22 protein-coding genes are annotated in these 22,228 nt (G+C 65.0%); 9 read left to right on the top strand and 13 right to left on the bottom strand.

Going from position 1 to position 22,228, the window contains the following annotated elements; translation table 11 throughout:
* Positions 1–5: 5 nt before the first annotated feature.
* From glgP to N0D28_RS07030, 4 genes are all read left to right on the top strand, one after another.
* The gene (gene glgP / locus N0D28_RS07045) at positions 6–2,543 is read left to right on the top strand and encodes an alpha-glucan family phosphorylase (RefSeq protein ID WP_260561658.1); all 2,538 of its coding nucleotides are present in this window, start codon (positions 6–8) and stop codon (positions 2,541–2,543) included.
* Between the two features lie 228 nt (positions 2,544–2,771).
* Positions 2,772–3,221, top strand: a complete 450-nt coding sequence (locus tag N0D28_RS07040) for an SRPBCC domain-containing protein (protein WP_260561657.1) — start codon at positions 2,772–2,774, stop codon at positions 3,219–3,221.
* Positions 3,222–3,270: 49 nt separating this feature from the next.
* The gene (locus N0D28_RS07035; RefSeq protein WP_260561656.1) at positions 3,271–4,137 is read left to right on the top strand and encodes an EamA family transporter; all 867 of its coding nucleotides are present in this window, start codon (positions 3,271–3,273) and stop codon (positions 4,135–4,137) included.
* A 206-nt stretch (positions 4,138–4,343) separates the two neighbouring features.
* Positions 4,344–5,876 (top strand): bifunctional metallophosphatase/5'-nucleotidase, encoded by a 1,533-nt coding sequence (locus N0D28_RS07030; RefSeq protein ID WP_260561655.1) that lies wholly within the window; start codon positions 4,344–4,346, stop codon positions 5,874–5,876.
* Between the two features lie 72 nt (positions 5,877–5,948).
* Here the strand turns inward: N0D28_RS07030 and clpB are convergent, their stop codons facing one another.
* The 8 genes from clpB to N0D28_RS06990 form a co-directional block, all read right to left on the bottom strand.
* Positions 5,949–8,525, bottom strand: a complete 2,577-nt coding sequence (gene clpB, locus N0D28_RS07025; RefSeq protein WP_260561654.1) for an ATP-dependent chaperone ClpB — start codon at positions 8,523–8,525, stop codon at positions 5,949–5,951.
* A gap of 78 nt (positions 8,526–8,603) precedes the next feature.
* Entirely contained in the window at positions 8,604–8,882 is a 279-nt protein-coding gene (locus N0D28_RS07020) for a hypothetical protein (protein WP_260561653.1), read from the bottom strand.
* A gap of 52 nt (positions 8,883–8,934) precedes the next feature.
* Complete coding sequence (gene rpiA / locus N0D28_RS07015; protein ID WP_260561652.1) at positions 8,935–9,642, bottom strand: ribose 5-phosphate isomerase A; 708 nt, start codon at positions 9,640–9,642, stop codon at positions 8,935–8,937.
* Entirely contained in the window at positions 9,639–10,172 is a 534-nt protein-coding gene (gene prxQ, locus N0D28_RS07010) for a thioredoxin-dependent peroxiredoxin PrxQ (protein WP_260561651.1), read from the bottom strand. Before prxQ ends, rpiA begins: the two co-directional genes overlap by 4 nt.
* Before the next feature lie 41 nt (positions 10,173–10,213).
* Positions 10,214–10,843, bottom strand: a complete 630-nt coding sequence (locus N0D28_RS07005) for a TapB family protein (protein WP_260561650.1) — start codon at positions 10,841–10,843, stop codon at positions 10,214–10,216.
* Positions 10,844–10,973: 130 nt separating this feature from the next.
* Positions 10,974–12,257, bottom strand: a complete 1,284-nt coding sequence (dgt, locus tag N0D28_RS07000; RefSeq protein ID WP_260561649.1) for a dGTP triphosphohydrolase — start codon at positions 12,255–12,257, stop codon at positions 10,974–10,976.
* Positions 12,254–13,093 (bottom strand): ImmA/IrrE family metallo-endopeptidase, encoded by an 840-nt coding sequence (locus tag N0D28_RS06995; protein WP_312846438.1) that lies wholly within the window; start codon positions 13,091–13,093, stop codon positions 12,254–12,256. The genes dgt and N0D28_RS06995 overlap by 4 nt, the downstream gene beginning before the upstream one ends.
* Positions 13,094–13,142: 49 nt before the next feature.
* Complete coding sequence (locus N0D28_RS06990) at positions 13,143–13,394, bottom strand: acyl-CoA-binding protein (RefSeq protein WP_260561648.1); 252 nt, start codon at positions 13,392–13,394, stop codon at positions 13,143–13,145.
* A 207-nt stretch (positions 13,395–13,601) separates the two neighbouring features.
* On the opposite strand from N0D28_RS06990, the gene N0D28_RS06985 reads away from it, so the two are divergent.
* A complete protein-coding gene (locus N0D28_RS06985; protein ID WP_260561647.1) occupies positions 13,602–15,062 on the top strand; it encodes a hypothetical protein in 1,461 nt (486 codons plus the stop codon).
* A 39-nt stretch (positions 15,063–15,101) separates the two neighbouring features.
* Here N0D28_RS06985 and N0D28_RS06980 read toward each other — a convergent pair whose 3' ends face one another.
* Positions 15,102–15,638, bottom strand: a complete 537-nt coding sequence (locus N0D28_RS06980; protein ID WP_260561646.1) for a cupin domain-containing protein — start codon at positions 15,636–15,638, stop codon at positions 15,102–15,104.
* A gap of 326 nt (positions 15,639–15,964) precedes the next feature.
* On the opposite strand from N0D28_RS06980, the gene pnp reads away from it, so the two are divergent.
* A complete protein-coding gene (gene pnp, locus N0D28_RS06975; protein WP_376777660.1) occupies positions 15,965–18,133 on the top strand; it encodes a polyribonucleotide nucleotidyltransferase in 2,169 nt (722 codons plus the stop codon).
* A 31-nt stretch (positions 18,134–18,164) separates the two neighbouring features.
* Positions 18,165–18,713, top strand: a complete 549-nt coding sequence (locus tag N0D28_RS06970) for a nucleotidyltransferase family protein (protein WP_260561645.1) — start codon at positions 18,165–18,167, stop codon at positions 18,711–18,713.
* 35 nt (positions 18,714–18,748) lie between these two features.
* Here N0D28_RS06970 and N0D28_RS06965 read toward each other — a convergent pair whose 3' ends face one another.
* Entirely contained in the window at positions 18,749–19,036 is a 288-nt protein-coding gene (locus N0D28_RS06965) for a hypothetical protein (RefSeq protein ID WP_260561644.1), read from the bottom strand.
* A gap of 99 nt (positions 19,037–19,135) precedes the next feature.
* Between N0D28_RS06965 and N0D28_RS06960 the strand changes: the two genes are divergently transcribed.
* A complete protein-coding gene (locus N0D28_RS06960; protein WP_260561643.1) occupies positions 19,136–19,450 on the top strand; it encodes a hypothetical protein in 315 nt (104 codons plus the stop codon).
* Between the two features lie 13 nt (positions 19,451–19,463).
* Here the strand turns inward: N0D28_RS06960 and N0D28_RS06955 are convergent, their stop codons facing one another.
* Genes N0D28_RS06955 through N0D28_RS06945 form a run of 3 tightly spaced genes read right to left on the bottom strand, consistent with a single transcriptional unit; the run spans position 19,464 to position 21,023 of the window.
* A complete protein-coding gene (locus tag N0D28_RS06955; protein ID WP_260561642.1) occupies positions 19,464–19,904 on the bottom strand; it encodes a YbaN family protein in 441 nt (146 codons plus the stop codon).
* Positions 19,882–20,721 carry a metallophosphoesterase gene (locus N0D28_RS06950; RefSeq protein WP_260561641.1) on the bottom strand — a complete coding sequence of 280 codons (840 nt, stop codon included), beginning with the start codon at positions 20,719–20,721 and terminating at the stop codon, positions 19,882–19,884. The genes N0D28_RS06955 and N0D28_RS06950 overlap by 23 nt, the downstream gene beginning before the upstream one ends.
* The gene (locus tag N0D28_RS06945; RefSeq protein ID WP_260561640.1) at positions 20,718–21,023 is read right to left on the bottom strand and encodes a hypothetical protein; all 306 of its coding nucleotides are present in this window, start codon (positions 21,021–21,023) and stop codon (positions 20,718–20,720) included. Before N0D28_RS06945 ends, N0D28_RS06950 begins: the two co-directional genes overlap by 4 nt.
* Before the next feature lie 407 nt (positions 21,024–21,430).
* Here N0D28_RS06945 and purC point away from each other — a divergent pair, with 407 nt between their 5' ends.
* The gene (purC, locus tag N0D28_RS06940) at positions 21,431–22,150 is read left to right on the top strand and encodes a phosphoribosylaminoimidazolesuccinocarboxamide synthase (RefSeq protein ID WP_260561639.1); all 720 of its coding nucleotides are present in this window, start codon (positions 21,431–21,433) and stop codon (positions 22,148–22,150) included.
* The last annotated feature ends 78 nt before the right edge of the window (positions 22,151–22,228 follow it).

Raw genomic sequence — 22,228 nt, 5'->3', positions numbered from 1 at the left:
ATCTTATGAACGTCATCGGCAAAGTCACCGTACTACCGCGCCTGCCCAAACCGCTGGAACGTCTGGAAGAACTCGCCTACAACCTCTACTGGGCCTGGACGCCCAGAGCGCAGGCCCTGTACCGGGCGCTCGACGCGGCCAACTGGGAGCGCTTCCAGCACAACCCGGTCCAGACCCTGCTGGAAACCCCCTCGGCCCGGCTCGAAGCCCTGAGCGCCGACCCGGATTACCTGGCCGACTACCGCGAGGTGATGGCCGAGTTCGACGCTTACATGAACAAGGGCAAGTCGGGCAAGGGCGACGTATGGGCGGCCAAGGCGGCCCCGGACCTCAAGCCGGTGGCGTATTTCAGCATGGAGTACGGCTTCCACGAATCGCTGCCGATCTACTCCGGCGGCCTGGGTGTACTGGCGGGCGACCACTGCAAGAGCGCCTCCGACCTCGGCCTGCCGTTTACCGCCGTGGGCATGCTGTTTCATCAGGGCTACTTCCGGCAACTCTTCAACAAGGACGGCTGGCAGGAAGAAGCCTACGACGAGCTCAACCTGACCACCCTGCCGATTCGCCCGGCCCTGACCAGCAGCGGTGAGACGGCCAGGATCAGCGTGCGGGTCGGTGGGCGCGACGTGGTGATGCAGGTCTGGAACCTGCAAGTCGGGCGCATCCGGGTGCTGCTGCTCGACGCCAACGTGCCAGACAACTCGGAGGAGGACCGCAAGCTGACGGCCCGCCTCTACGGAGGCAACCAGGAACTCCGCATCCAGCAGTACGTGCTGCTGGGCGTCGGCGGCATCCGGGCCTTGAGGGCGCTGGACATTCCGGCCAGCGTGTATCACATGAACGAGGGCCACGCCGCACTGATGGGCCTGGAACGGGTGCGCGAGTACGTGGCCCAGGGCCTGGATTTCCGTACCGCGCTGGAAGCCTCGGCCAGCAGCACCCTGTTTACCACCCACACGCCCGTCGCGGCAGGCAACGACGCTTTCGCCTACGACCTGATGGACCGCTACATCGGCGAGTGGCCCGCCCAGCTGGCGACCAGCCGCGACGAACTCTACAGCCTGGCCCGCCAGGACCAGAACTGGGACAACCATCTGGTACCGACCTTTTCCATGACGGTGTTCGCGCTGCGGATGTCGCGGATGGCCAACGGCGTGTCCGAACTGCACGGCGAGGTCAGCCGGGGCCTGTGGAACTTTCTGTACGAGGGGGCCGACCCGGAAGAAGTGCCGATCGGGCACGTCACCAACGGCGCGCACAATCTGACCTTCCTGGCCCAGCAGTACCGCGATCTCTTCTCGACGGTGCTGCCCGCTGACTGGACCGAGAGACTCGAAGACAAGCAGATGTGGGACGACATCAACCGTGTGCCCGACGCCCAGCTCTCGGCCACCCAGCACGAACTCAAGGAGGAGATGATCGCCTTCGTGCGTGCCCGATCGCAGGAGCAACTGCGGCGCACCGGGGCCACCGCCGCCGAGGTGGCCGCCGCAGGTGAGGCCCTGAGCGCCGACGCCTTGACCATCGGCTTTGCCCGGCGGTTTGCGACCTACAAGCGCGCCACGCTGCTGTTTCGTGACCGCGAGCGCCTGAGCAGGATCGTCAACGACCCGGCCCGTCCGGTGCAGTTCGTGTTCGCAGGCAAGGCCCACCCCGCCGACAACCCCGGCAAGGCGTTCATTCAGGAGATCTACAAAATTTCGCGCGACCCCGAATTCGCGGGCAAGATCGTGATTCTGGAAAATTACGACATGAACGTGGCCCGCCATCTGGTGCAGGGCGTGGACATCTGGCTCAACAACCCGCGCCGCCCGCTGGAAGCTTCAGGCACCTCCGGCATGAAGGCGAGCTTCAACGGCGCGCCCAACTTCAGCGTGCTTGACGGCTGGTGGCGTGAGGGCTATGACGGGACCAACGGCTGGCCCATCGGCGAGGAGCGCGAGTACATCGACCTCAATGTCCAGGACGACGCCGACGCCTTCAGCATGTACGAAAAGCTGGAACACACCATCGTGCCGCTGTATTACGGCAAGGATGCCCAGGGCCAGAACCACGGCTGGCTGGGCGTGGTGCGCCGCGCCATCATCACGGTGAGTCCCGAATTCTCGATGCAGCGTCAGGTCATCGATTACGTGCAGAAGTACTACCTGCCGCTGGGCACGCGCGCCGCCAAAATAGACGCCAACAATTTCGAGAAGGCCCGTGCCCTGGGCGGCTGGAAGAGCTGGGTCAGCCAGCAGTGGCAACACGTCCAGATTCACGCCACCACGCAGCTTCCAGCCACTGTGCAGCCCGGCGAGGAAGTCAAGGTGAGCGCCCAGGTGACTCCGGCGGGCATTCAGGAAAGCGAGTTGCGGGTGGAGGCGGTACTCAAGCACGGCGAGCAGACCCTGCACGTGCCGATGACGTCCTCGGGCGGCGGCCAGTACCAGGTCAGCATTCCCCTGACCGACAGTGGCCTGTACAGCGTCGGCGTGCGCGCCACACCCTACTCGCCGGACCTGAGCAACCCGCTGGAACTGGGCCTAATCAAGTGGGCGTAAACAAGTAACCAGAACAGGTAGAGGGCGGCTTACAGGCCGCTCTTTATTATTGATGCTCAGGCCACTTCAGGGCAATTTGACCGCGAAAATGAGCACGGAAGCTGACGTATACGACCTGAAGCAACTAGAATTCACCAGATTCCTTGTTGGTTTTGAAGTTCCATGTCTCACCCATATCTGTTGCTGCATTTCCAGCGTGAATACTTCCTTTGCCGCTACACTGGCGCTATGCCCATTCAGGCTTATACGGAAGCCGTCATTGACGCGCCTGCTGCACAGGTGTTTGAACGGCTGGCCGATTTCTCACGGTATCCCGAATGGAATCCCTTCACGGTGCGCGTAATTGGCCCACAGAGGGCCGAATTCGGTCAACGTCTGACGCTTCAGGTGCGCTGGCCCAGAAGCGGCGACACGACTTCACCCGAGACCGTAACCCGTGTGAGCCCGCCTGACCCGCAGGACATGGCCGTTTTGGTCTGGCGCTATGACCATCTGCTCAGCAAGCTGGGGCTGATTCGTTGCGAGCGGATCCAGACTCTCTCTGCCTTGCCTGACGGTCAGACCAGCTATGTGAGTGAAGAGACCTTCCGGGGGCCGCTCAGCCGCCTCTCACCCCTGAAACAGGTGCAGCTCGGTTTTGAAATGCAGGCCCAGGCGCTGGCCGCCAGCTTCCAGTGACCTGAGCTGCTCACCCCCGCTTTCTCCTGCAGCGCTACACTGCTCACCCGTGACCCGCCTTCTGAGCCAGCCCAAACTCAGCCTACCGCCCATTCCAGCGCTGCTGCTGTCGATGACCAGTATCCAGGGCGGCGCAGCCATCGCCAAGGGGCTCTTTCCAGCCCTGGGGTTCTCCGGCGTCACAGCGCTGCGGGTGGGCCTGAGCGCAGTGATGCTGCTGCTGATCTTCCGGCCCAACCTGCTGGCCCTGACCCCGCGCCAGTGGCGGGCGGCGGCCATCTACGGCGCGGTGCTGGGCCTGATGAACCTGACCTTTTACGCTTCCATCCAGTACATTCCTCTGGGCCTGGCGGTCACATTGGAATTCCTGGGACCGCTGGCGGTGGCGGTGGGCAGCAGCAAACGCCGGGGCGACCTGATCTGGGTGGCGCTGGCAGGGCTGGGCATCTTCCTGATCACGCCGCTGGGCGGCGGCACGCCGATCGCGCCGCTGGGCCTCATTCTGGCGCTTGTGGCGGCGGCATTGTGGGCGGCCTACATCATTATTGGTTCGCGGATGCCGCACCACTTTTCCGGCACCCAGGGCGTCAGCGTGGGCATGCTCTGCGCCGCCGTGACGGTCCTGCCCTGCGCGCTGCTGCTGGGCTTCGTGCCGTCGCAGGTCAGTGGGCCGCTGCTGCTCTCAGGATTGATCGTGGCGGCCCTGTCGAGTGCTTTGCCCTACAGCCTGGAGATGATTGCGCTGCGCCAGCTTCCCAAGCAGCTCTTCTCGATCATGATGAGCCTGGAACCGGCGGTGGCCGCCGTGCTGGGCTGGCTGATCCTGCACGAACTGCTGAGCGTGTCGCAGTGGCTGGCGATCGGCTGCGTCATCGCGGCGAGCGTGGGAGCGAGTCGGGCCGCGCAGAAGCGTTAACACCCTCGGAGACTGGGGTGCTTGTGTGAATGGTGCATTTCATATGAATTTTATCTTCCGTTCGAGCATGGAAGGTGGCGCGGCCCCGTTGTCAACTGCTGCCACGACTCCGGCACCACGGTGACCCTATCTGGCTTCACGACTGCGGCATAGGGCCGCCTCTTTTTTACAGACGTGGGAACGCTTGACTGCGCCAAGGAGCTTTTATGAAGGTATCTTCCACCCTGCGCACCCTGACCCTGACCCTGCTCTCCGCCACCCTGGCCGCCTCGGCCCAGACGGCCGCGCCCGCCAGCACTGCGTCCAGTACCACTAAAATTCTGCAACTCGTGACCTTCAACGATGTCTACGAGATTCAACCCGTTGACGGCGGAACCGCAGGCGGTGCGGCGCGGGTGGCCAGCCTGGTCAAGCGGCTGCGCGCCCAGAATCCCAACACCCTGGTCTTGTTTGCCGGTGATCTGCTCTCGCCCTCGGTGATGTCGGGCGTCTTCAAGGGTGAGCAGATGATCGCGGCCTTCAACAGCATCGGCGTGGATTACGCCACCCTGGGCAACCACGAGCTGGATTTTGGGCTGCCCACCCTCAAGACCCGTCTTGGAGAATCCAAGTTCAAGTGGCTGAGCGCCAACATCAGTGAGTCGGCCACCGATGCGCCGATCACCGGCACCCAGCCCGACGCCCTGGTCACGGTTGGCGACGTGAAGGTGGGGGTATTCGGGCTGTCGTACGACTTCACCCCGATCCTCTCGGACAAAACGGCGGTGAAGTTTGCTGACCCCATTCAGACGGCCCAGACCGAGGCCAAGAAGTTGCGCGGTGAGGGCGCGCAGTACGTCATCGCGATTACCCACCAGGACGCCAGCGACGACTGCGCGCTGTCTAAAGCGGTATCAGGGATTGATTTCATCGTGGGCGGCCACGACCACAGCATGATGAGCAACACCCAGTGCGGCAACGCCCCGTATGTCAAGGCCAACAGTGACGCCCGCAACATCTGGAGCGTGACAGTGGATCTCAACGGGAAATCGCCGGTCTACACCTACCAGAACATTCCTGTGACGCCTGCCATTCCCGAAGAAAAAGCCACGGCAGATGTCGTCGCGAGCTACGCCGACAAACTGAACGCCGATTTCGCCACGGTGCTGGGCCAGACCGATGTACCGCTGGACGCCACCGAGGCCTCGGCACGCGGTAAGGAAAGCAATCTGGGCGACTTTATCGCCGACAGCATCCGCACCGTGGCGGGCAGCGACATCGCGGTGATGAACGGCGGCAGTATCCGCACCGATACGACGTATCCGGTGGGCCAGCTCACCAAGAAGGACGCCTTCAGCATCCTGCCCTTCGGCAACACCCTGGTCGTGGTCAAGGTTAAGGGCGACGTGGTGCGTCAGATGCTGGAAAACAGCGTCTCGCAGGTCGAAAGTACTGCCGGACGCTTTTTGCAGATCTCCGGCGCGACCTATGCGTTCAATCCCAAAGCGCCCGCCGGTTCGCGCATCGTGGACGCCACGGTAGGCGGCAAACCGCTGGACGACAGCGCCACCTACAGCGTGGCCATCAACGATTACATGTATTCGGGCGGCGACGGCTACACCATCTTTCAGAACCTGCCCACCACCGCCACCCTCGTCGGCCCCAGCGAAGGCCCGCTGCTGGCCCAGATTCTCTCGAACGCCATCACCTCAGCTGGGCACATCGCGCCGCAAACTGACGGACGCATTCAAATTCGCTGAGTAGAGCGGTGGAAAAGCCCCTCAACATTTAAATAGGTGTTGAGGGGCTTTCATTTGAAGATAGTCTTTCCCTCAGTTGAGCGCCCCCACCCCAAATCCAAACTTCTCGCCGTCGTAATCGATATTCAGGCTGCTGTTGTCCGGCACCTGCCCAGCCAGGATTTCCTTGGCCAGCGGCGTCTCGATCTGGCGGGAGATGACGCGCTTGAGGGGCCGCGCGCCGAAGGCCGGATCGTATCCGTCCAGAGCCAGCTTGTCCAGCGCGGCGGAGGTCAGGTTCAGCGTCACGCGGCGCTCGGCCAGACGGCGGCGCAAACCACCCATCTGAATTTCCACGATGCGGCGCAAATCAGTAGGCGTCAGCGCGTCGAACACGATGATGTCGTCCACCCGGTTGAGAAACTCGGGACGGAAACTTTGCTGCAAGGCCCCCATCACGGCGTCGCGAATCTCCTCTGCGCCCTCGCCGCCCGCCTGCATTTCCAGAATCAGCGGCGAACCGATGTTGCTGGTCATGATGATCAGGGTGTTGCGGAAGTCAACGGTGCGGCCCTGGCCATCGGTCAGGCGGCCATCGTCGAGCACTTGCAAAAGCACGTTAAATACGTCGGGATGGGCTTTTTCGATCTCGTCGAAGAGCAGCACAGCGTAGGGGCGGCGGCGAACGGCCTCGGTGAGCTGGCCGCCCTCCTCGTAGCCCACGTAGCCGGGAGGCGCTCCGATCAGGCGCTGCACACTGAATTTCTCCATGTACTCGGACATGTCGAGGCGAACTATCGCGTCGGATGAGTCGAACAGATACTCGGCCAGCGCCTTGGCGAGTTCGGTTTTCCCCACGCCCGTCGGCCCCAGGAACATGAAGCTGCCGGTGGGGCGGTTGGGGTCACTGAGGCCCGCCCGCGAGCGGCGAATGGCGTCCGACACGCTGACGATGGCCCGGTCCTGGCCGATGACACGCTGGTGCAGTTCCTCTTCGAGCTTGAGCAGCTTCTCGCGCTCACCCTCCATCAGCTTGCTCACCGGGATGCCGGTCCAGCGGCTCACCACGGCGGCGATGTCGTCCTCAGTGACTTCCATATGGGCAAATTCCGCACCCTTGAGCTTGCGCTCCAGCTCCTGCACCTCTTTTTCGAGCTGAGGCAACGTGCCGTATTCCAGTTCGGCGGCTTTCTGGAGGTCGTAGTCGCGCCGCGCCCGCTCAATGTCAGTGCGCACGGCGTCGAGCGACTCGCGCTTCTCGCGCAGCTGGGCGATCTCGCCGCGTTCGCCTTCCCAGCGGCCCCGCACGTCGTTCAGCTCGTCGGTGAGCGTCCCCAGCTGGCCCTCGATATCGAGCAGGCGGTTTTGCGAGTCCTGATCCTTCTCGCGCTTGAGGGCCTCACGCTCGATTTCGAGTTGCAACTTGCGCCGCTCCAACTGGTCGATACGCTCCGGGCTGGATTCCAGCGCCATGCGGAGGCGGGCTGCCGACTCGTCGATCAGGTCGATGGCCTTGTCGGGAAGCTGACGATCCGAGATGTAGCGGTTCGAAAGCTGGGCGGCAGCCACCAGCGCCGGGTCGGTGATCTCGACGTTGTGGTGAACCTGATAGCGCTCCTTGATGCCGCGCAGAATGGAGATGGTGTCTTCCACACTCGGCTCGTTCACGAACACGGGCTGGAAGCGCCGCTCCAGGGCCGGGTCTTTCTCGATCTCGCGGTACTCGTCTAAGGTGGTCGCGCCGATCAGGTGCAGCTCGCCGCGTGCCAGGGCGGGCTTGAGCATATTGCCCGCGTCGGGACTGCCCTCGGTCTTGCCCGCGCCGACGATGGTGTGAAGCTCGTCGACGAACAGAATGATCTCGCCCGCCGAGGCGACCACCTCGTCGATGACGCCGCGCAGCCGTTCCTCGAATTCGCCCCGGAACTTCGCGCCCGCCAGCAGGCTACCCATATCCAGGCCGATGATCTTCTTGTTCTTGAGGCCCTCCGGCACGTCGCCCTTGACAATTCGCATGGCCAGACCCTCGGCGATGGCGGTTTTGCCCACGCCGGGTGCACCGATCAGGACCGGGTTGTTCTTGGTGCGGCGCAGCAGAATCTGCATGGCGCGGCGAATTTCCTCGTCACGGCCAATCACCGGGTCGAATTTCCCGTCCATGGCCCGCTGGGTCAGATCGGTGCCGTATTTTTCGAGCGCTTCAAATTGCTGATCGCTGGTCTTGTTGGTCACGGTTTTTCCTTTGCGGCCCGCCTGCGCCGCCGCCGTCAGTTGCGCGGCAGTGGGCCAGCCCCCGGCCCCGTTCATGTGCCCACCCTTCATTTCGCCGCGCAGGGCGATCAGCAGGGCGTCGGGAGCCACGAAGCTGTCGCCCATATTTTTGGCAATTTCATTGGCTTTGGTAAACGCGCGGGCCAGAGCAGGGTCCAGGTAGGTCTGACCCTCGCCGCCCTGCACGCGGGGCAACTTCTTGAGCTCGGCGTCCAGAGAGGCGCGGGCCGCGTTCAGGTCACCCCCGGCCTGCGCCAGCGTGCGGGCGGCGATGTCGTTGCCGAGCAATGCCGACAAAACGTGCCAGGTCGTCAGGGTCTGGTGATGGGCCGCCTGCGCTTGCTGCTGGGCATCGGCAACAACCTGGAGGGCCGATTCGGTGAAATGTTCTGGGTTCAAGACAACCTCCTCAAGTCCCTTTATTCTGGAACTTGAGTGCGGTCATGTCAAGTTTATTGAGCGTTAAGGCGGCTGTCCTCAATCACCCACGAACGTCAACCGCTCGTATTCCTGCCCGGCTTCCACCACCGGCAGACCCTGCTCGGCGTGGCGCTTGAGCTGCTGCAATACGGTGGCGACCATCGGCCCCTCACCGTACATCTGCACAGCCTCGTCGGTCAGCAGAATTTCCAGGCCGTGCCTGACCTCGGCCTTGCGCTGGCGAATCCGAAAGATCCGGCCTTCCATCTCCTCGTAGGTCGTGACCTGAACGCCTTCGGGAAAGAGGGTCTGGTCAATCTGGGTCTGAAGGTCCATGCCCCCATTGTGCAGCCTGGGGGCGCGTCCGGAGCCGGGGACCAACACTTGCTTAACGTCCGCGCACCACCTCACGCACCTCGCCGGGCGCGGCGACGAAGGCCCGCTCCGCCATCTTCAGAAACAGGCCCGTCTCGACCACACCCAGCGTGCCCTTGAGGGTGCGTTCCAGGGCAGCCAGATCGGCTCCAGCGAAGCGGGCGTCGAAGATGAAATTGCCGTTGTCGGTCACATAAAGGTCCGACACGTGGAGGTCAGGGCTGCTGCGGCGCAACTCGCCCACCGCGCCCAGCGCCTGCAAGCGGACCAGCGTACTCTGGACCCCGAATTGCAGCACCTCAATGGGCAGCGGCGCTTTTTCGCCCAACCTGGCCACCAGTTTGGTGTGGTCGGCGATGATGATCAGCCGCCGGGCCTGGACTTCCACCAGCTTCTCGCGCACCAGCGCCCCGCCCAGCCCCTTGATCAGGTCCACATCCGGCGTGATCTCATCGGCTCCGTCAATGGCGAGGTCAAAAGGCTGCGGGGTCAGCGGCCCCACTTCAAGGCCCAACGCGCGGGCCTGCCCGTCACTCGCCTCACTCGTCGCCACGCAGGTCAGCCCGGTCAATTCGCCCGCCGCCACCCGGCGACCCACCTCCTCGATGGCGTACCGGGCGGTGCTGCCGGTGCCGAGGCCCACGTGCATCCCGCTTCCGATCAGCGCCACGGCCCGGATGGCCGCTTCTTTTTTCAGCGCTTCCAAGTTCAGGCTGCTCATTTTCCGGCTTGATCAGCTTCGATGGCCTTGACCACCGCGTCCGCATGGCCGTCCACGCTCACCGCGTACCAGGTTTTGACCAGCTTGCCGTCCGGGCCGACCAGGAAGGTGGTGCGCTTGACACCCTGCGAGATTTTGCCGTACAGATTTTTGGTGCCGTAAGCCCCCACCGCTTTCAGGAAGTCAGCGCTGGGGTCAGAGAGCAGCGGAAACGGCAGGCTGTGCTCCTCGGCAAAGTTCTGGTGGCTGGCGGCGTCGTCCATGCTCAGCCCCAGAATCTGCGCGCCGTGCTGCTTGAGGGCCATGTTGTCACGGAAATCGCAGGCTTCCCTGGTGCAGCCGGGGGTGTTGTCCTTGGGGTAGACATAGAGCACCAGATACTTGCCGCTGGAATCGTTCAGGGTGTGCATCTTCCTCTGGGCATCGGGCAGGCTGAAATCGGGAAAGGCGTCACCGGGCCGGAGTCTGGGTGCTTCGGTACCGGCTTCGGGGCTGCTCGAATCAGGGCTGGCAGAATCAGGTCGGCTCATGCGCTCAGGCTAACACCTGCCTGCGACTCTTTCCTGGATGTCTACTTCTTGAGGGACGTCAGTTCGGATCCGCTGTTCTCGCGCTGAATCCTGACAATCCCAATGTCTGGCACGATCCACTGGGTCTCGCTGAACTTCTGACGAATCGGCAGCACCGAGATGCGGGCGTCCACGTTTCCGTTCATCTCGACTTTCCAGGCGTCGAAGGTTCCGGCGGGCACCGTAACTTTCTCGCGGCCCAGGATGCGGTAATTGAAGGTGATGGTCGCTTTGGCATTGAAGCCCGATTTGCGGCCTTCCAGATTCATCAGGTAGTTCCAGGTGTAGCCGGTCTTCCAGTCGGCGGGCGCGGGAAAACTCACGCCCGTCACGGTCAGCCGGGTGATCTCGGCCCCACCGACGCTGGGCGCGGTCACATTGGTTTGCGCGCCCCCCTCGCAGCGAAAGCTCTGCGGTGCGGGCGGCTTGCCGGGGGTGGTGTAGGTGTCGGTGTAGCCGGTGGTGGTGAGGCTGCGGCGCATCTCGTAGAACTCCACGCCGTCTTTGTCAGTGTCGCGGTAGGTCCACACCCAGCCGGGCTGCATCGGTTTGATGCCGCCGTCGCAAACACCAGCCTCAGCCAGCGCGGGAAGGGTGAGAAAGGGCAGCAGGAGAAGGGCAAGGCGGCGCATGGCCGCATGCTAAGGGCTGGCGGTGAGGAGGGCGTCATACGGAGCTGACGCGGCGCTCACTCCCGGCTGTTTTCGCGGTGTCTGTTCCGGGTGTCTGCTCTCACTCCACCTGCTTATGCCACCCACCCGCTTATTGCACCCGTGCGGCCAGGTCCAGAGCGTAGCTGTCGGTCATCCCGGCCAGGTAATCGCACACCACACGGGCGCGCTCGGCCTCGCTGCGGCTCCCGGCCAGACGTCGACGCGATCCGGCTCCCAGCCAATGCTGCGGGTCGGCCTGGGCAGCGTCGAACAGGCGGCGCAGCAGCAAGCAGGCCCGCGCTTCCGGCTCCCGCACCTGCGGCGTGTCGATGACCTGCCGGTACACCAGCGCTTTAAGAAAGGCTTGCAGCGCGGCGGCCTGCGGCGTGAAGTCGGCCCGCAGATCGAGCAGCGGCTCCTCGAAGCGGCTCTGGGCACTCACGTCTACGCCCGTCACCAGGGTGCGCGACAGGGCCGCCACCCCGCACTTGCATTCGGCCTCGTCGCCGCTGAAAATCTGTGTGGCCCAGCTGGAGAGCTGCGGCACTTCCACCAGTTCGGGACGCTGGGCAGCCAGGGCTTCCCAGTCTTCCCGGTTGATCAATTCCAGGTTCACCCCGTCTTCCAGATCGTAGATGCTGTAGGCCGCGTCGTCGGCCAGTTCCATCAGGCGGCAGTCGAAGCTGCGGTGGTACTCGGCGGGCTGGGCCGGGTCGGGCGCGGGCCTGGTCAGGCGCTCACGGTCAGCCGCACCCAGCGGCGCGAGCAGCCAGTCCACCACACTCTGCTCGGTGTCGAGGTAGCACTTGGGCGGCCACACCCGCGCCTGCTGGGCCGCCCACGAGTAGGCTACCGGGTATTTCAGCACGCCCAGCAGCAGGCGGCGGGTCAGATTGAGGCCGTGCCCACCAGGGTCAGGCCCGGCTTCCAGGTAGGTCAGCAGCCGCAGGGTCTGCCCGTTGGCCTCGAAGCCGACGGGTGATCCGCCCGACCCAGCGCTGCCCGAGTCAGGCAAATTCAGCCCCCGCATGGCCGCGTCCAGGGTGCGCTCCCCGGCATGGCCGAAGGGCGGGTGGCCCAGGTCGTGCGCCAGACACAGGTTGGCGAGCAGGGTGCGGCTGGGCAGCCTTGCCGTCCAGGCAGTTGGGCGGGCGTGCAGGGCGTCCAGCATGGCGCGGCCCAGTTCAGCCACCTCCAGGCTGTGGGTCAGGCGGGTGCGGTAGAAGTCGCCGCCGCGCGCACCCAGCACCTGGGTTTTTCCCTGAAGGCGGCGAAAGGCGTAGCTGTGAATGATCCGGGCGTGGTTCTCGCTCTCGGCATCGGCCACCGCCAGGGCCAGCGGGCCGCGCCGGGCTTCCCAGATCTCCGGCGGCGTCTCTTGAATTCGGCTCACGAACCGCCGAGCCGGGCCGGATCGAGGTCGAAACTGGCGAATACCCGCCGTCCGCTGCCGTCCGGGTACACGTCCACCCAGGCGGGCATCTTGCGCCCGGAGCGGAACGGCACATAGCTGCGGGCACTGATCTCCAGGCCGGTTTCCAGGGCAATTTGAATGGGATGCTCGTCGGGAATCGGCGTACCGGGACTCAGCGAGTACTTGACGCCCGCCGCCTTGCCGCTGGCCCGCACCGTCAGCTGCCGGGCCTCACCGCGTCCACTGGGGGCGCAGACCGCCAGCAGCACCTGGCCGCCGATCACTTCAGTCAGGGCGTAGAGGGCCGCGCTGCCGCTCACGTCGGCCCGCCGCACCAGTTCGGCCATCGCCCGTCCGCTGGGGCCGTAGCGCTCCAGAACATCGTTCATCAGCGCGTCGGGAATTAGAATGCCTGCCGCACCCACGTTGCACAGCGTCTCGATCATGGTTTCGAGCCGCTCGCCCTCGTAGGTATCGTGCAGATCACTCAGCAGGTCGTCGTCACTCAGCAGCAGGACGTGGCTGATCTCGTGGGCCAGGGTGAAGCGCTGCCGCTCGGGCCGCGCCTGCGAGTTGATCAGGATGACCTTGTTCTCGGGGTCATAGGCCCCGTCACGCTCGCCCATCGGCATGAATTCCAGGCGCACTCCGGCACCCTGAAGTAGCTGGCCTTCCATCAAGCTGTGGGTATCGAGGGCGGGCAACCCGGCGGCGTAGGCGCGGGCCAGCACCCGCATCCTCACCTTGAAGGCGTCGGCGTCGGCGGCCTCACTCACCGGCACGGAACTGCTGGGCTGGCCTTCGGGAGCGCTCACAGTAAAAGCAGGATACCCCGAAACTGGCCCCATCCGGCAGGGCTGCCTGCTAGACCTGCTGAAGCTGCTCGACCAGCACCACGTAGCTGGCCTGGGCGTCCAAGGACGGCGTGCCCTTCAGCCCGGCCCAGGCGTCGTATTTGGCCGCGCCGACAAAATCGAAACCGCCGGGCCGCTCGCCGGTCACGTCGCCCTGGCTGCCCTGCTTATAGAGCGCGTAGAGCTTGAGCAGCGTGGCGTTGTCAGGCTTACTGGGCAGCGCCTGGGACTCGGCGCGGGCCTGCTCGAAGGAGAGGGACATGGCCCGAGTGTACCAAGTTCAAGTTTCGGGGAGCGGCGAGACTGACCCGTCTATACTCACTTTCTTACTCATCTGAGTATCCTACACATCTTGAGTGATCTACTCATCTCTTTCGACTATCATCTCATCAGTCCCCCCGCACATCTCAGCTTATTTTTCAGGTCTGCCCACTGCCCCATCTTCGCCAAGCTGCCCAAGGAGTTTCGTATGGTTCAAGTGGCCCTGGACGCCTTCTGGTCTCTCTTCTCCGGCTGGCATGCGCTGCTGTGGGCAGTGCTGGTGCTGGCGCTACTCGGCGCAGTCGGACTGCTGACCCTGCGGCTTCGCAGCCGCACCCGCTACGAGTCGGCGACCGGCTGGCTGCGCGAGGCCGCCTGGCCGGTAGGAAGCTGGGCTGCCGTGCTGCTGCTGTTCGCCTTTACCTTCGTAGCGCTGGGGGTGCTGGGCAGCCTGGTCATCAGCCGGGTCAGCGTGGGCGAGAACGCGCGGGCCGGAAATGGGGCCGACCTCGACGCCGCGCCCACCACCCAGTCGGCCCCCACCATCACCTACCTGACCGACCGCACCTACACCCGCACGCTGGTGGTGCCGCCCAGCCTGCTCAAACGGGTGGGTGAGCAGGGCGTGGGCGCACTCGCACCGTACCTCACCGACCCCACCAGCGAGAACGTGACCAAACTGGTGGACCAGTTCCGCCGCAGCGGCCAGGACGTGATCTTTACCCGGCAGGCCACCCTGACCACCGAGGAGCCGATCAAGCTGGATACCTCGCGGGTCAACGTCAGTCTGGATTTCGTAACCCCGGCGCGGGGGGCCAGGCGCACCTACTACAACGCCACCTTCGCCGCCGAGTACGCCTTCACCAACCCGCTGGACCGGGCGGCCACCGTGCGCTTTCAGTTTCCCCTGCCCAACGGCAGCGGCACCCTCTCGGGCTTCAAGGTGATCGTGAACGGCCAGGAACTGACCGCCGCTGACCTGAGCAACGGCAGCCAGTGGGAGGCGCAGGTGCAGCCCAAAGAGACCGTCAACGTGAAGGTGACCTATGCCCACCAGGGCGCGCGTGGCTGGAGCTACCTGCTGGCCAGCCGCCGGGAGCCGATCAAGGACTTCGAACTGAGCGTGAAGACCAACGAGGCTGCCAAGTTCGCCCGCTACAGCCTGCCGCCCACCCAGACCGCGCGCAGCCTGGGCAGCACGACCCTGAGCTGGAACCTCAAGGACGTGATCACGGCGCAGGACGTCTCCATGACCTTCAGCAGCGCCAGCCTGCGCGAGACGCTGGGCAAGCTCTACGGCTTCGCGCCACTTTCTCTGCTGCTCGCCGCCGTCTTCGGCGCGCTGTGGGCCTGGGGGCGCGGACTACGGACGACCCCGGCCCAGGTGGCGCTGGCGCTGCTGGCCGTACTGGCAGGTCTGGCCCTCGGCGGCGTGCTGATGAGTTACCTGCTGGTGGTGTGGGCCGGATTGATCGGCGGTTTGCTGAGTGCCCTGCTGGCGCTGCGGGCACTGGGGAAGGCATGGTGGCCGCCAGTGCTGATCGCCGCCGGGCTGCCGCTGGCCTTTTTGCTGGTCGGCAACGCCGGACTGATCATCACGCTGGCGGGTGTGGTGGGACTGGCGGCGCTGATCTGGGGCTACAAAAGAAGGCCCCCCCCGGCCCATTGAACGCCTGGCCGGGGGGATGGCATACAGACGATCCTCTCTTCAGCCCGGCACTTCGACGGTGGCAGGTTGTTCGTGGCCGTAGTTGAAATAGGTGTGCAGCACCCCGCTGCCGGTGTTCCTGAGCCAGTGCGGCCAGCCCAGCGGGAAATACACGCAGTCGCCGACTTCCAGGTCAAGTTCCAGCCACGCCTGCCCCGGCGGTTGCAGTGCGGCTCTGGCGCGGCCCTGCACGATCACGGCCAGTTCGGAGGCGTTGGTGTGGTAGTGCGGCGCTCGCCAGCTGCCCTCCGGAAGTTCCACCTGGGCGATGGACACGCCCGTGAGCAGCGGCCAGGCCGCCTTGTTGCCCTTGCGGGCACTCACGTCCTGCAGAATGGTGACGGCAGGGAGGCCTGCCAGGCTCAACCTGTAGTCGCTGGCAATTCCGGTGACGGGCAGGATCGGTGTCGTGGTCTGGGCCAGCCCCACGCCCCGCACCAGGGGCAGGCTGACGAGTCCCAGAACAGCGGCCCGCTGCATTAATGCGCGGCGGGACAGGATGAGAGCGGGGCGATTCTCGACGTTGGAATGGGGCATACACGGCTCCTTGAGACGGCGAACGCTGGAAAGTCGCGGCAAGCGGACGACGGTCACGTGGGCGTTCAGGGCGCGGTCCGAACACTCCTCCTCAAGAATCCCGTTGCGGTGGTCTGTGGTCTGCTGCTCTCCCCGAAGGCCCTCCGAGCGTAGGCGGAGGCCTGTCCCATTGTCTTGAGGCTGGAATTGTCCCGGCTTCTGGGACAAGCTCCGCCTCGAGCGAGACATGCGGCGCACGAATACCCGCTGAACGCCTCTGATTCAAGCCCCCCGCTTTCCCCGCAGCCGTCACCGTTGATCAGCGCTGCCGCGCTAGACTCGGGGCAATGAACGTCAAAACCCCCCGGACCTTTTCCACCATGCTCGGCAACAAAGAACTGAGTATCGAAACCGGCAAGCTCGCCAAACTGGTCAGCGGCTCGGTGACCGTGCGCTACGGCGACACCATCCTGCTTGTAACCGCCCAGGCCAGAGACGAGCGCAGCAGCCTCGACTTTCTGCCGCTGACGGTGGAGTTCGAGGAGCGCCACTACGCCGTGGGCAAGATTCCGGGATCGTTTCACCGCCGCGAGGGCCGCCCCGGCGAGAAGGCCATCTTGTCGGCACGCATCACGGACCGCCAGATTCGCCCGCTGTTTCCAAAGAACTACCGCCAGGAAACCCAGGTCATCATCACGGTGATCTCGGCAGACGGCGAGAACGCCCCGGACGTGCTCGGCCCCATCGGCGCTTCGGCGGCGCTGAGCATCTCCGACATTCCCTGGGAAGGTCCCACCGCCTGCGTGCGGGTCGGACAGATCGACGGGGCGTTCGTCATCAATCCGACCTTCAGCCAGCTCGAACACAGCAGCATGGACCTGGTCGTCGCCGGAACCAGAGACGCCATTCTGATGGTCGAGGCGGGCGCGAAAACCGTGGACGAGGACGCGCTGGTCTCGGCCATCGAGTTTGCCCACGCCCAGATGCAGCCGATCATCGCCCTGATTGAGCAGATGCGCGCCGAACTGGGGCAGGAGAAGTTCACGCTGGTCAGCGAGACCGACCCGGCCGCCGACATGCTCCCCGCACTGGCCACCGATGCCAAAGCCAGCGGCCTGCGCGACGCCCTGCTGACCACCGGCAAGAAGGACCGCTCGACCCGCATCAAGGCCCTGCGCGACGGACTGATCGCCCTGCGGGTGTCCGACGCCGGGGCCGAGGGAGCCGCCGCCCAGATCACCGCCCTCAAGAACGCCTTTTACAGGGTCGAGAAGCAGGAACTGCGCCGGTTGATTCTGGAAGAAGATTTGCGCGCCGACGGACGCAACACCCGCACGGTACGCCCCATCTGGATCGAGGCCCGGCCCCTGCCGCGCGCCCACGGCTCGGCCATCTTCACACGCGGCGAGACGCAGGTGCTGGGCGTGGCGACTCTCGGCACCGAGCGCGACGAAATCTTGATTGACGATTTGACCAGCGAAACCGGCGACAAGTTCATGCTGCACTACAACTTTCCGCCGTACTCCACCGGCGAGGTCAAGCGCATGGGCGGGCAGTCGCGGCGCGAGATCGGCCACGGCAACCTCGCCAAGCGGGCCATCCGGGCGGTGCTGCCCAGCTTCGAGAGCTTCCCCTACGTGATCCGGCTGGTGGGCGAGGTGCTGGAGAGCAATGGCAGCAGCAGCATGGCCACCGTCTGCGCGGGCACCCTGGCGCTGATGGACGCGGGCGTACCGATCACCGCCCCAGTGGCGGGCGTGGCGATGGGCCTGGTCATGGAAGACGGCAAATACAAGATTCTGACTGACATTCTCGGCTCGGAAGACGCGCTGGGCGACATGGACTTCAAAGTCTGCGGCAGCGCCCAGGGCGTGACCGCTCTGCAAATGGACATCAAGATTCAGGGCATCACGCCCCAGATTATGCGCGAGGCGCTGAGTCAGGCCAAAGACGCCCGGCTGCACATCCTCGGCAAGATGGCCGAGGTGCTGGCCGCGCCCCGCCCCGAACTCTCCCCCACCGCGCCGCGCATCATCAGCCTCAAGATCAACCCCGAACTCATCGGCAAGGTGATCGGGCCGGGCGGCAAGCAGGTCCGCGAACTCGAAGCGATGGGCGCGCAGGTGACCATCGAGGAAGACGGCACCATCCGCATCTTCAGCAGCGACGGCGAGGCCGCCAAGGCCGTGCAGGCCAGGATCGAGGCCGTGACCCGCAGCGCCAAGATCGGTGAGGAATTCGAGGGCACGGTGGTCAAGACTGCGCCGTTCGGGGCCTTCGTCAACCTGTTTGCCGGGCAAGACGGCATGCTGCACATCTCGCAGATCAGCGAGGAGCGCATCAACGCCGTCGAGGACGCGCTGAACGTGGGCGACAAGCTGCGCGTCAAGATCGTGGGCATCGATGACCGGGGCAAGATCGACCTGGTGCGCCCGGAACTCGAAGGCAAGATCGCGCCCCGCGAGCCGCGTGCGCCGCGCGAGGGCGGCGAGCGCCGGGGACCCCCGAGACGCTGAACCTGGGAACAGGAACAGGACCGCTGAGCGCATGACCGAGGCGGAATTCAGGGCCACCGTGCTGAGCAATCCGGTCAACGCGGCGATCATCGAGCGGATGCCCCAGCTCGGCGAAGCGCAGCTGTATCTGGTGGCAGGCTGCCTGTTTCAGGGCGTCTGGAACGTGCGCTCGGGCCGTCCGGCGGGCCAGGGTATCCGCGATTACGACCTCTTCTACTGGGACGCCGACACCAGTTACGAGGCCGAGGACGCCGTGATCCGCCGCGCCGAGACGCTGTTCGCCGACCTCGGTGTGCTGATCGAGGTCCGCAACCAGGCCCGCGTGCATCTGTGGTTCGGCGAGAAGTACGGCCTGCCCCGCCCTGCCATCGGCAGTTCGCAGGAGAGCATCGCGCAGTTTCTGGTGGAGTGTACCTGCCTGGGCATCTCGGCCAGCGGCGAGGTCTATGCCCCACACGGGTTCGGTGACCTCGCCAGCGGCATTCTGCGGCCCAACCCCCTCAACCTCACGCCCGCCCTCTACGCGGCGAAGGTGGCCGACTACCGGGCGCGCTGGCCCTGGCTGCGGCTGGCCGAGTAAGACTTAGCCCAGTCAGCGCTGAAGGAAAATCAGCATCATTTGGGTTTGAGCTGAGGACCGGGGGCGCTGAGACGCGAATCGGCACGGCGCGGCGTCGTGAAGTGCCCGAAACAGTAGCCCAACGCGCCGATCAGCAGCACCGGGGCAGCGGCACGCAGTCCAGCAGCCATGATCAGCCAGCCCAGCCCTGCCAGCCCGCTCAGGGTGAGCACCAGCCCGCTGATACTCAGGCGCTCGCGCTGCATGTGGCGGCGCGCCAGCGCACTCAGGCCCAGAAAGAGAGTGAGGCTGCTGAGTAACGCGATTGCCACGGCGTTGGTCATGCTCAGGCCAGCATGAGGCCCACCACCTCACGGGATTCTTACGCCGGAGCCGCCTTCATCTTCTGATTTCGGTCTGGCTGCTGCGCTAGAGTGGCCGACATGCGCCCCGCCTACCTGAGTGCCGCCCGCTTCCTGCAACTGGGGCGCGAGTCGGCAGTGGAGGGCGAGAGCAGGGCGGCGCTCGATCTGCTGACCGAGGCGCTCGACACCCTGCGCGTGCTGCCGCCGGAGCGCACCCGCGACGTGCTGCTCTCGCATGTTCATCTGGCGTTCTTTCAAACCCTGATCATGCTCGGTGAGGACGAGGCCGACGAGCACCTGCACCTGGGCGTCAGTTATGCCCGCTCGACCCGTGACCCGCTGGCCCGCGCCATTGCCCAGGAATGTCTGTCGGGGCTGGACGCGGTGCTGTAGCCGCCTTTTCCTCTCAGCGCCGCAGCGGCACCCGCCGAACGATGTACCAGATGCCGAACATGCCCAGCAGCACCCAGACCACCTGACCGATCAGCACCGGAATGCGGTTCAGGCTCAGGCCCACCGCCAGGGCGATGCTCAGGCAGGCGACCATCTTGGCCCGCAGCGGCATCCCCTTTCCGGCGCGGTAATCGCTGAGCAGTTCGCCCACCACCGGCAGGCCGAGCAGCCACGCCTCGAAGCGGGGACTGCTGCGCGAAAAGCACCAGGCCGCCAGCACCAGAAACCCGGTGCCGGGCAGCAGCGGCAGCACCGTGCCGAGCAGGCCGATGCCGGTGAACAAAAAGCCCAGGCCCAGCCACAGGGGCCGGGTCAGATGAGCGCGTCTGGACTGGGGACCGGGTGTGCGCGCCGGATCGGGCGGCCTCACCTCAGCGCCGACCCGGCGCACCATCCAGCGTCACCATCTGGGCGGGAAGCGCCTCGCCCATCGCCGGGTAACGGCTGGCCCGCAGCGGCTCGCCGCGCCCGCACAGCACCGTCACCGTACTCAGCTGATGGACACTGACCGGCAGCAGCGCCAGCCGTCCAGTCTCATAGGCCCCCAAATCGAGGTAGATGTGACGGCCCAGCCGGGTCGGGCCGCGCACCGGGGTATGGCCGTGAACGCTGTAGGCCACACCCGGCGGGAGCGGAAAGGGGCCTTCAAAGGGCCGCAGCCACAGCGCCGCCGTTTCGGGATTGCGGTACTGCGGATGGCTCACCGGGGGGCTGGCATGGGCCACCAGCACGCTCGGCTCCGGTGGCACCTCCAAGTGAATGACCCCGTCGGCGGTGACATACACCACCCGAACGAGCAGATCGAGGTAGCGGGCCAGATTCGCTGGAAACTGCTCCAGGGTCAGGCTGCTGGGGCCACCACGTTCGGCGGCGTAGTGGGGGATCTCCTTACGGACCGTGTCACCCCCCGCCTGCATCCACCACTGGTAGCCCTCCATCGCCCTCCGGTAATCGTCCATGTCGTGCGTGCCGCTGTAGCGCTGATACCACTTGAGGCCCTCCTGCGCCATGCGCTCGTGGTTGCCCATGAGTAAGGTGGCGCGGCCCTGATCGTGCAGTTCCAGCAGCTTGTCCACGGTGGCGAGACTGCGCGGGCCACGGTCAATGGCGTCGCCCAGCGACAGAAAGTGCGCCCCAGGAAACTGGCGCAGGGCCGCCAGCAGCAGATCGAGCCGCCCGTGCAGATCGGGCACGACCACCACTTCGGTCATGGTTGCCCATCTTCGCCGGGCGGAGCCACCTCGCCGCTGAAGTCGTCACTGAACTCCAGCAGGGTCTGCTTGCTCTTTTCGCGCAGCCGGGCCGCGCCGCCTGCTTCCGCCACGAACTGCACGCCCTGGCCCGAGACGCTCACCCGGTAAGCCTGACCGTCGGCGGCCTGCGGCAACCAGGCAGCGGGAAAGGCGTAGGTGCGTCCCTGGTCGTCTTCGACCTCGGCGAGTCCAGTGTCTGTATCAATCAGGTCCACGACCAGCAGCAGCGTGGGGGGCAGGGGGGAAGGGTCAGCAACCATGCTGCCCAGTGTAGCTTCCCGGCATGCCGCCTTCGTCCCTGCCGAATTGCCCAGGCGGGGGTTGCCCAGACGGGTTGCCTGTCCGGGCCGCCCGACCCTACCCGGCGGGGCGCGGGAATGTTAAGCTGCTCTCCTGACCTGAGGGTGAGCGCCCCGGTCAACCCAGGAGAGTCGCCCGATCTTCCATCCGTGCGTCCAGCGAGACGCCCCAGCCCGAGCAGGCGCTGGACCAGTCGTCCGTGAGGCGGCGTTGGAGGTTTCCGATGCACGAGTTTGCCCATCCCTTCATTTCAGCGTGCCGCCCAGGTACTCAGCCGCAGCGAGCGTGTTCCCCCCACCGGGAACCGGCTCGCTGCCTTCGTTGATCCCCGTTTTTCTGCTTTTTGCCGAACATCACAGGAGCCAGCATGACCGACACGACCAGAGGTGAACTCCGCTACGAGGGCAAGGCCAAGCGGGTCTACGCCACCCCGAACCCCACCGAGTACCTGGTGGAATACAAGGACGAAGCCACCGCCTTCAACGCCCAGAAACGCGGAAGCTGGGTGGGCAAGGGGGCCACCAACAACGCCATCACCGCTGCGCTGTATCCGAAACTGGAGGGCGTGGGTATTCCCACCCACTTCATCGCCAAACTCTCCGACACCGAGCAGCTCGTCAAGGCTGTGACGATCGTACCTGTGGAAGTGATCGTGCGCAACGTGGCGGCAGGCAGCTTCGCCAAGAAACTGGGCCTGGAGGAAGGCACGCCGCTCGCCCGCCCGGTCGTGGAGTACTGCTACAAATCCGACGCGCTGGGCGACCCGCTCATCAACACCGATACCGCTGTGGCGCTGGAGTGGGCCACCGAGGGCGATATGGCCCGCATTCGTGAACTGGCACTGCAAGTGAACGGCTTTTTGACGCCATTTTTTGGGCAGCGCGGCATCCGTCTCATTGATTTCAAATTGGAATTCGGCAAATTGCCCAGCGGTCAACTTGTGCTGGCCGACGAGATCAGCCCTGATACCTGCCGCTTCTGGGACGCCGAGACCGGCGAGAAGATGGACAAGGACCGCTTCCGGCACGATCTGGGCGGGGTCGAGGAAGCTTACGGGGAGATGCTGAGGCGGGTGGAGCAGGCCTGAGTGATCGGTCACGCGGAATGCGTGATCAGGGAAAAATTCCCATTTCTCTTTCTCTTCCCGCGAAACACAGGCCCCAAC

This window comes from Deinococcus rubellus (assembly GCF_025244745.1).
GTDB lineage: Bacteria > Deinococcota > Deinococci > Deinococcales > Deinococcaceae > Deinococcus > Deinococcus rubellus.
Note: the sequence above shows the minus strand (reverse complement) of the source record. Positions and strands in the feature narration are given on the sequence as shown.

Coding starts and splice junctions, on each gene's coding strand:
- rpiA (WP_260561652.1), bottom strand. CDS start 9,642: ATGAGCAGCCTGAACTTGGAAGCGCTGAAAAAAGAAGCGGCCATCCGG.
- N0D28_RS07020 (WP_260561653.1), bottom strand. CDS start 8,882: ATGGACCTTCAGACCCAGATTGACCAGACCCTCTTTCCCGAAGGCGTT.
- N0D28_RS07005 (WP_260561650.1), bottom strand. CDS start 10,843: ATGCGCCGCCTTGCCCTTCTCCTGCTGCCCTTTCTCACCCTTCCCGCG.
- N0D28_RS06945 (WP_260561640.1), bottom strand. CDS start 21,023: ATGGTTGCTGACCCTTCCCCCCTGCCCCCCACGCTGCTGCTGGTCGTG.
- N0D28_RS06965 (WP_260561644.1), bottom strand. CDS start 19,036: ATGACCAACGCCGTGGCAATCGCGTTACTCAGCAGCCTCACTCTCTTT.
- N0D28_RS06950 (WP_260561641.1), bottom strand. CDS start 20,721: ATGACCGAAGTGGTGGTCGTGCCCGATCTGCACGGGCGGCTCGATCTG.
- prxQ (WP_260561651.1), bottom strand. CDS start 10,172: ATGAGCCGACCTGATTCTGCCAGCCCTGATTCGAGCAGCCCCGAAGCC.
- N0D28_RS06985 (WP_260561647.1), top strand. CDS start 13,602: ATGGTTCAAGTGGCCCTGGACGCCTTCTGGTCTCTCTTCTCCGGCTGG.
- N0D28_RS06980 (WP_260561646.1), bottom strand. CDS start 15,638: ATGCCCCATTCCAACGTCGAGAATCGCCCCGCTCTCATCCTGTCCCGC.
- pnp (WP_376777660.1), top strand. CDS start 15,965: ATGAACGTCAAAACCCCCCGGACCTTTTCCACCATGCTCGGCAACAAA.
- purC (WP_260561639.1), top strand. CDS start 21,431: ATGACCGACACGACCAGAGGTGAACTCCGCTACGAGGGCAAGGCCAAG.
- N0D28_RS06990 (WP_260561648.1), bottom strand. CDS start 13,394: ATGTCCCTCTCCTTCGAGCAGGCCCGCGCCGAGTCCCAGGCGCTGCCC.
- N0D28_RS06960 (WP_260561643.1), top strand. CDS start 19,136: ATGCGCCCCGCCTACCTGAGTGCCGCCCGCTTCCTGCAACTGGGGCGC.
- N0D28_RS07030 (WP_260561655.1), top strand. CDS start 4,344: ATGAAGGTATCTTCCACCCTGCGCACCCTGACCCTGACCCTGCTCTCC.
- N0D28_RS06955 (WP_260561642.1), bottom strand. CDS start 19,904: ATGGTGCGCCGGGTCGGCGCTGAGGTGAGGCCGCCCGATCCGGCGCGC.
- glgP (WP_260561658.1), top strand. CDS start 6: ATGAACGTCATCGGCAAAGTCACCGTACTACCGCGCCTGCCCAAACCG.
- N0D28_RS07040 (WP_260561657.1), top strand. CDS start 2,772: ATGCCCATTCAGGCTTATACGGAAGCCGTCATTGACGCGCCTGCTGCA.
- N0D28_RS06970 (WP_260561645.1), top strand. CDS start 18,165: ATGACCGAGGCGGAATTCAGGGCCACCGTGCTGAGCAATCCGGTCAAC.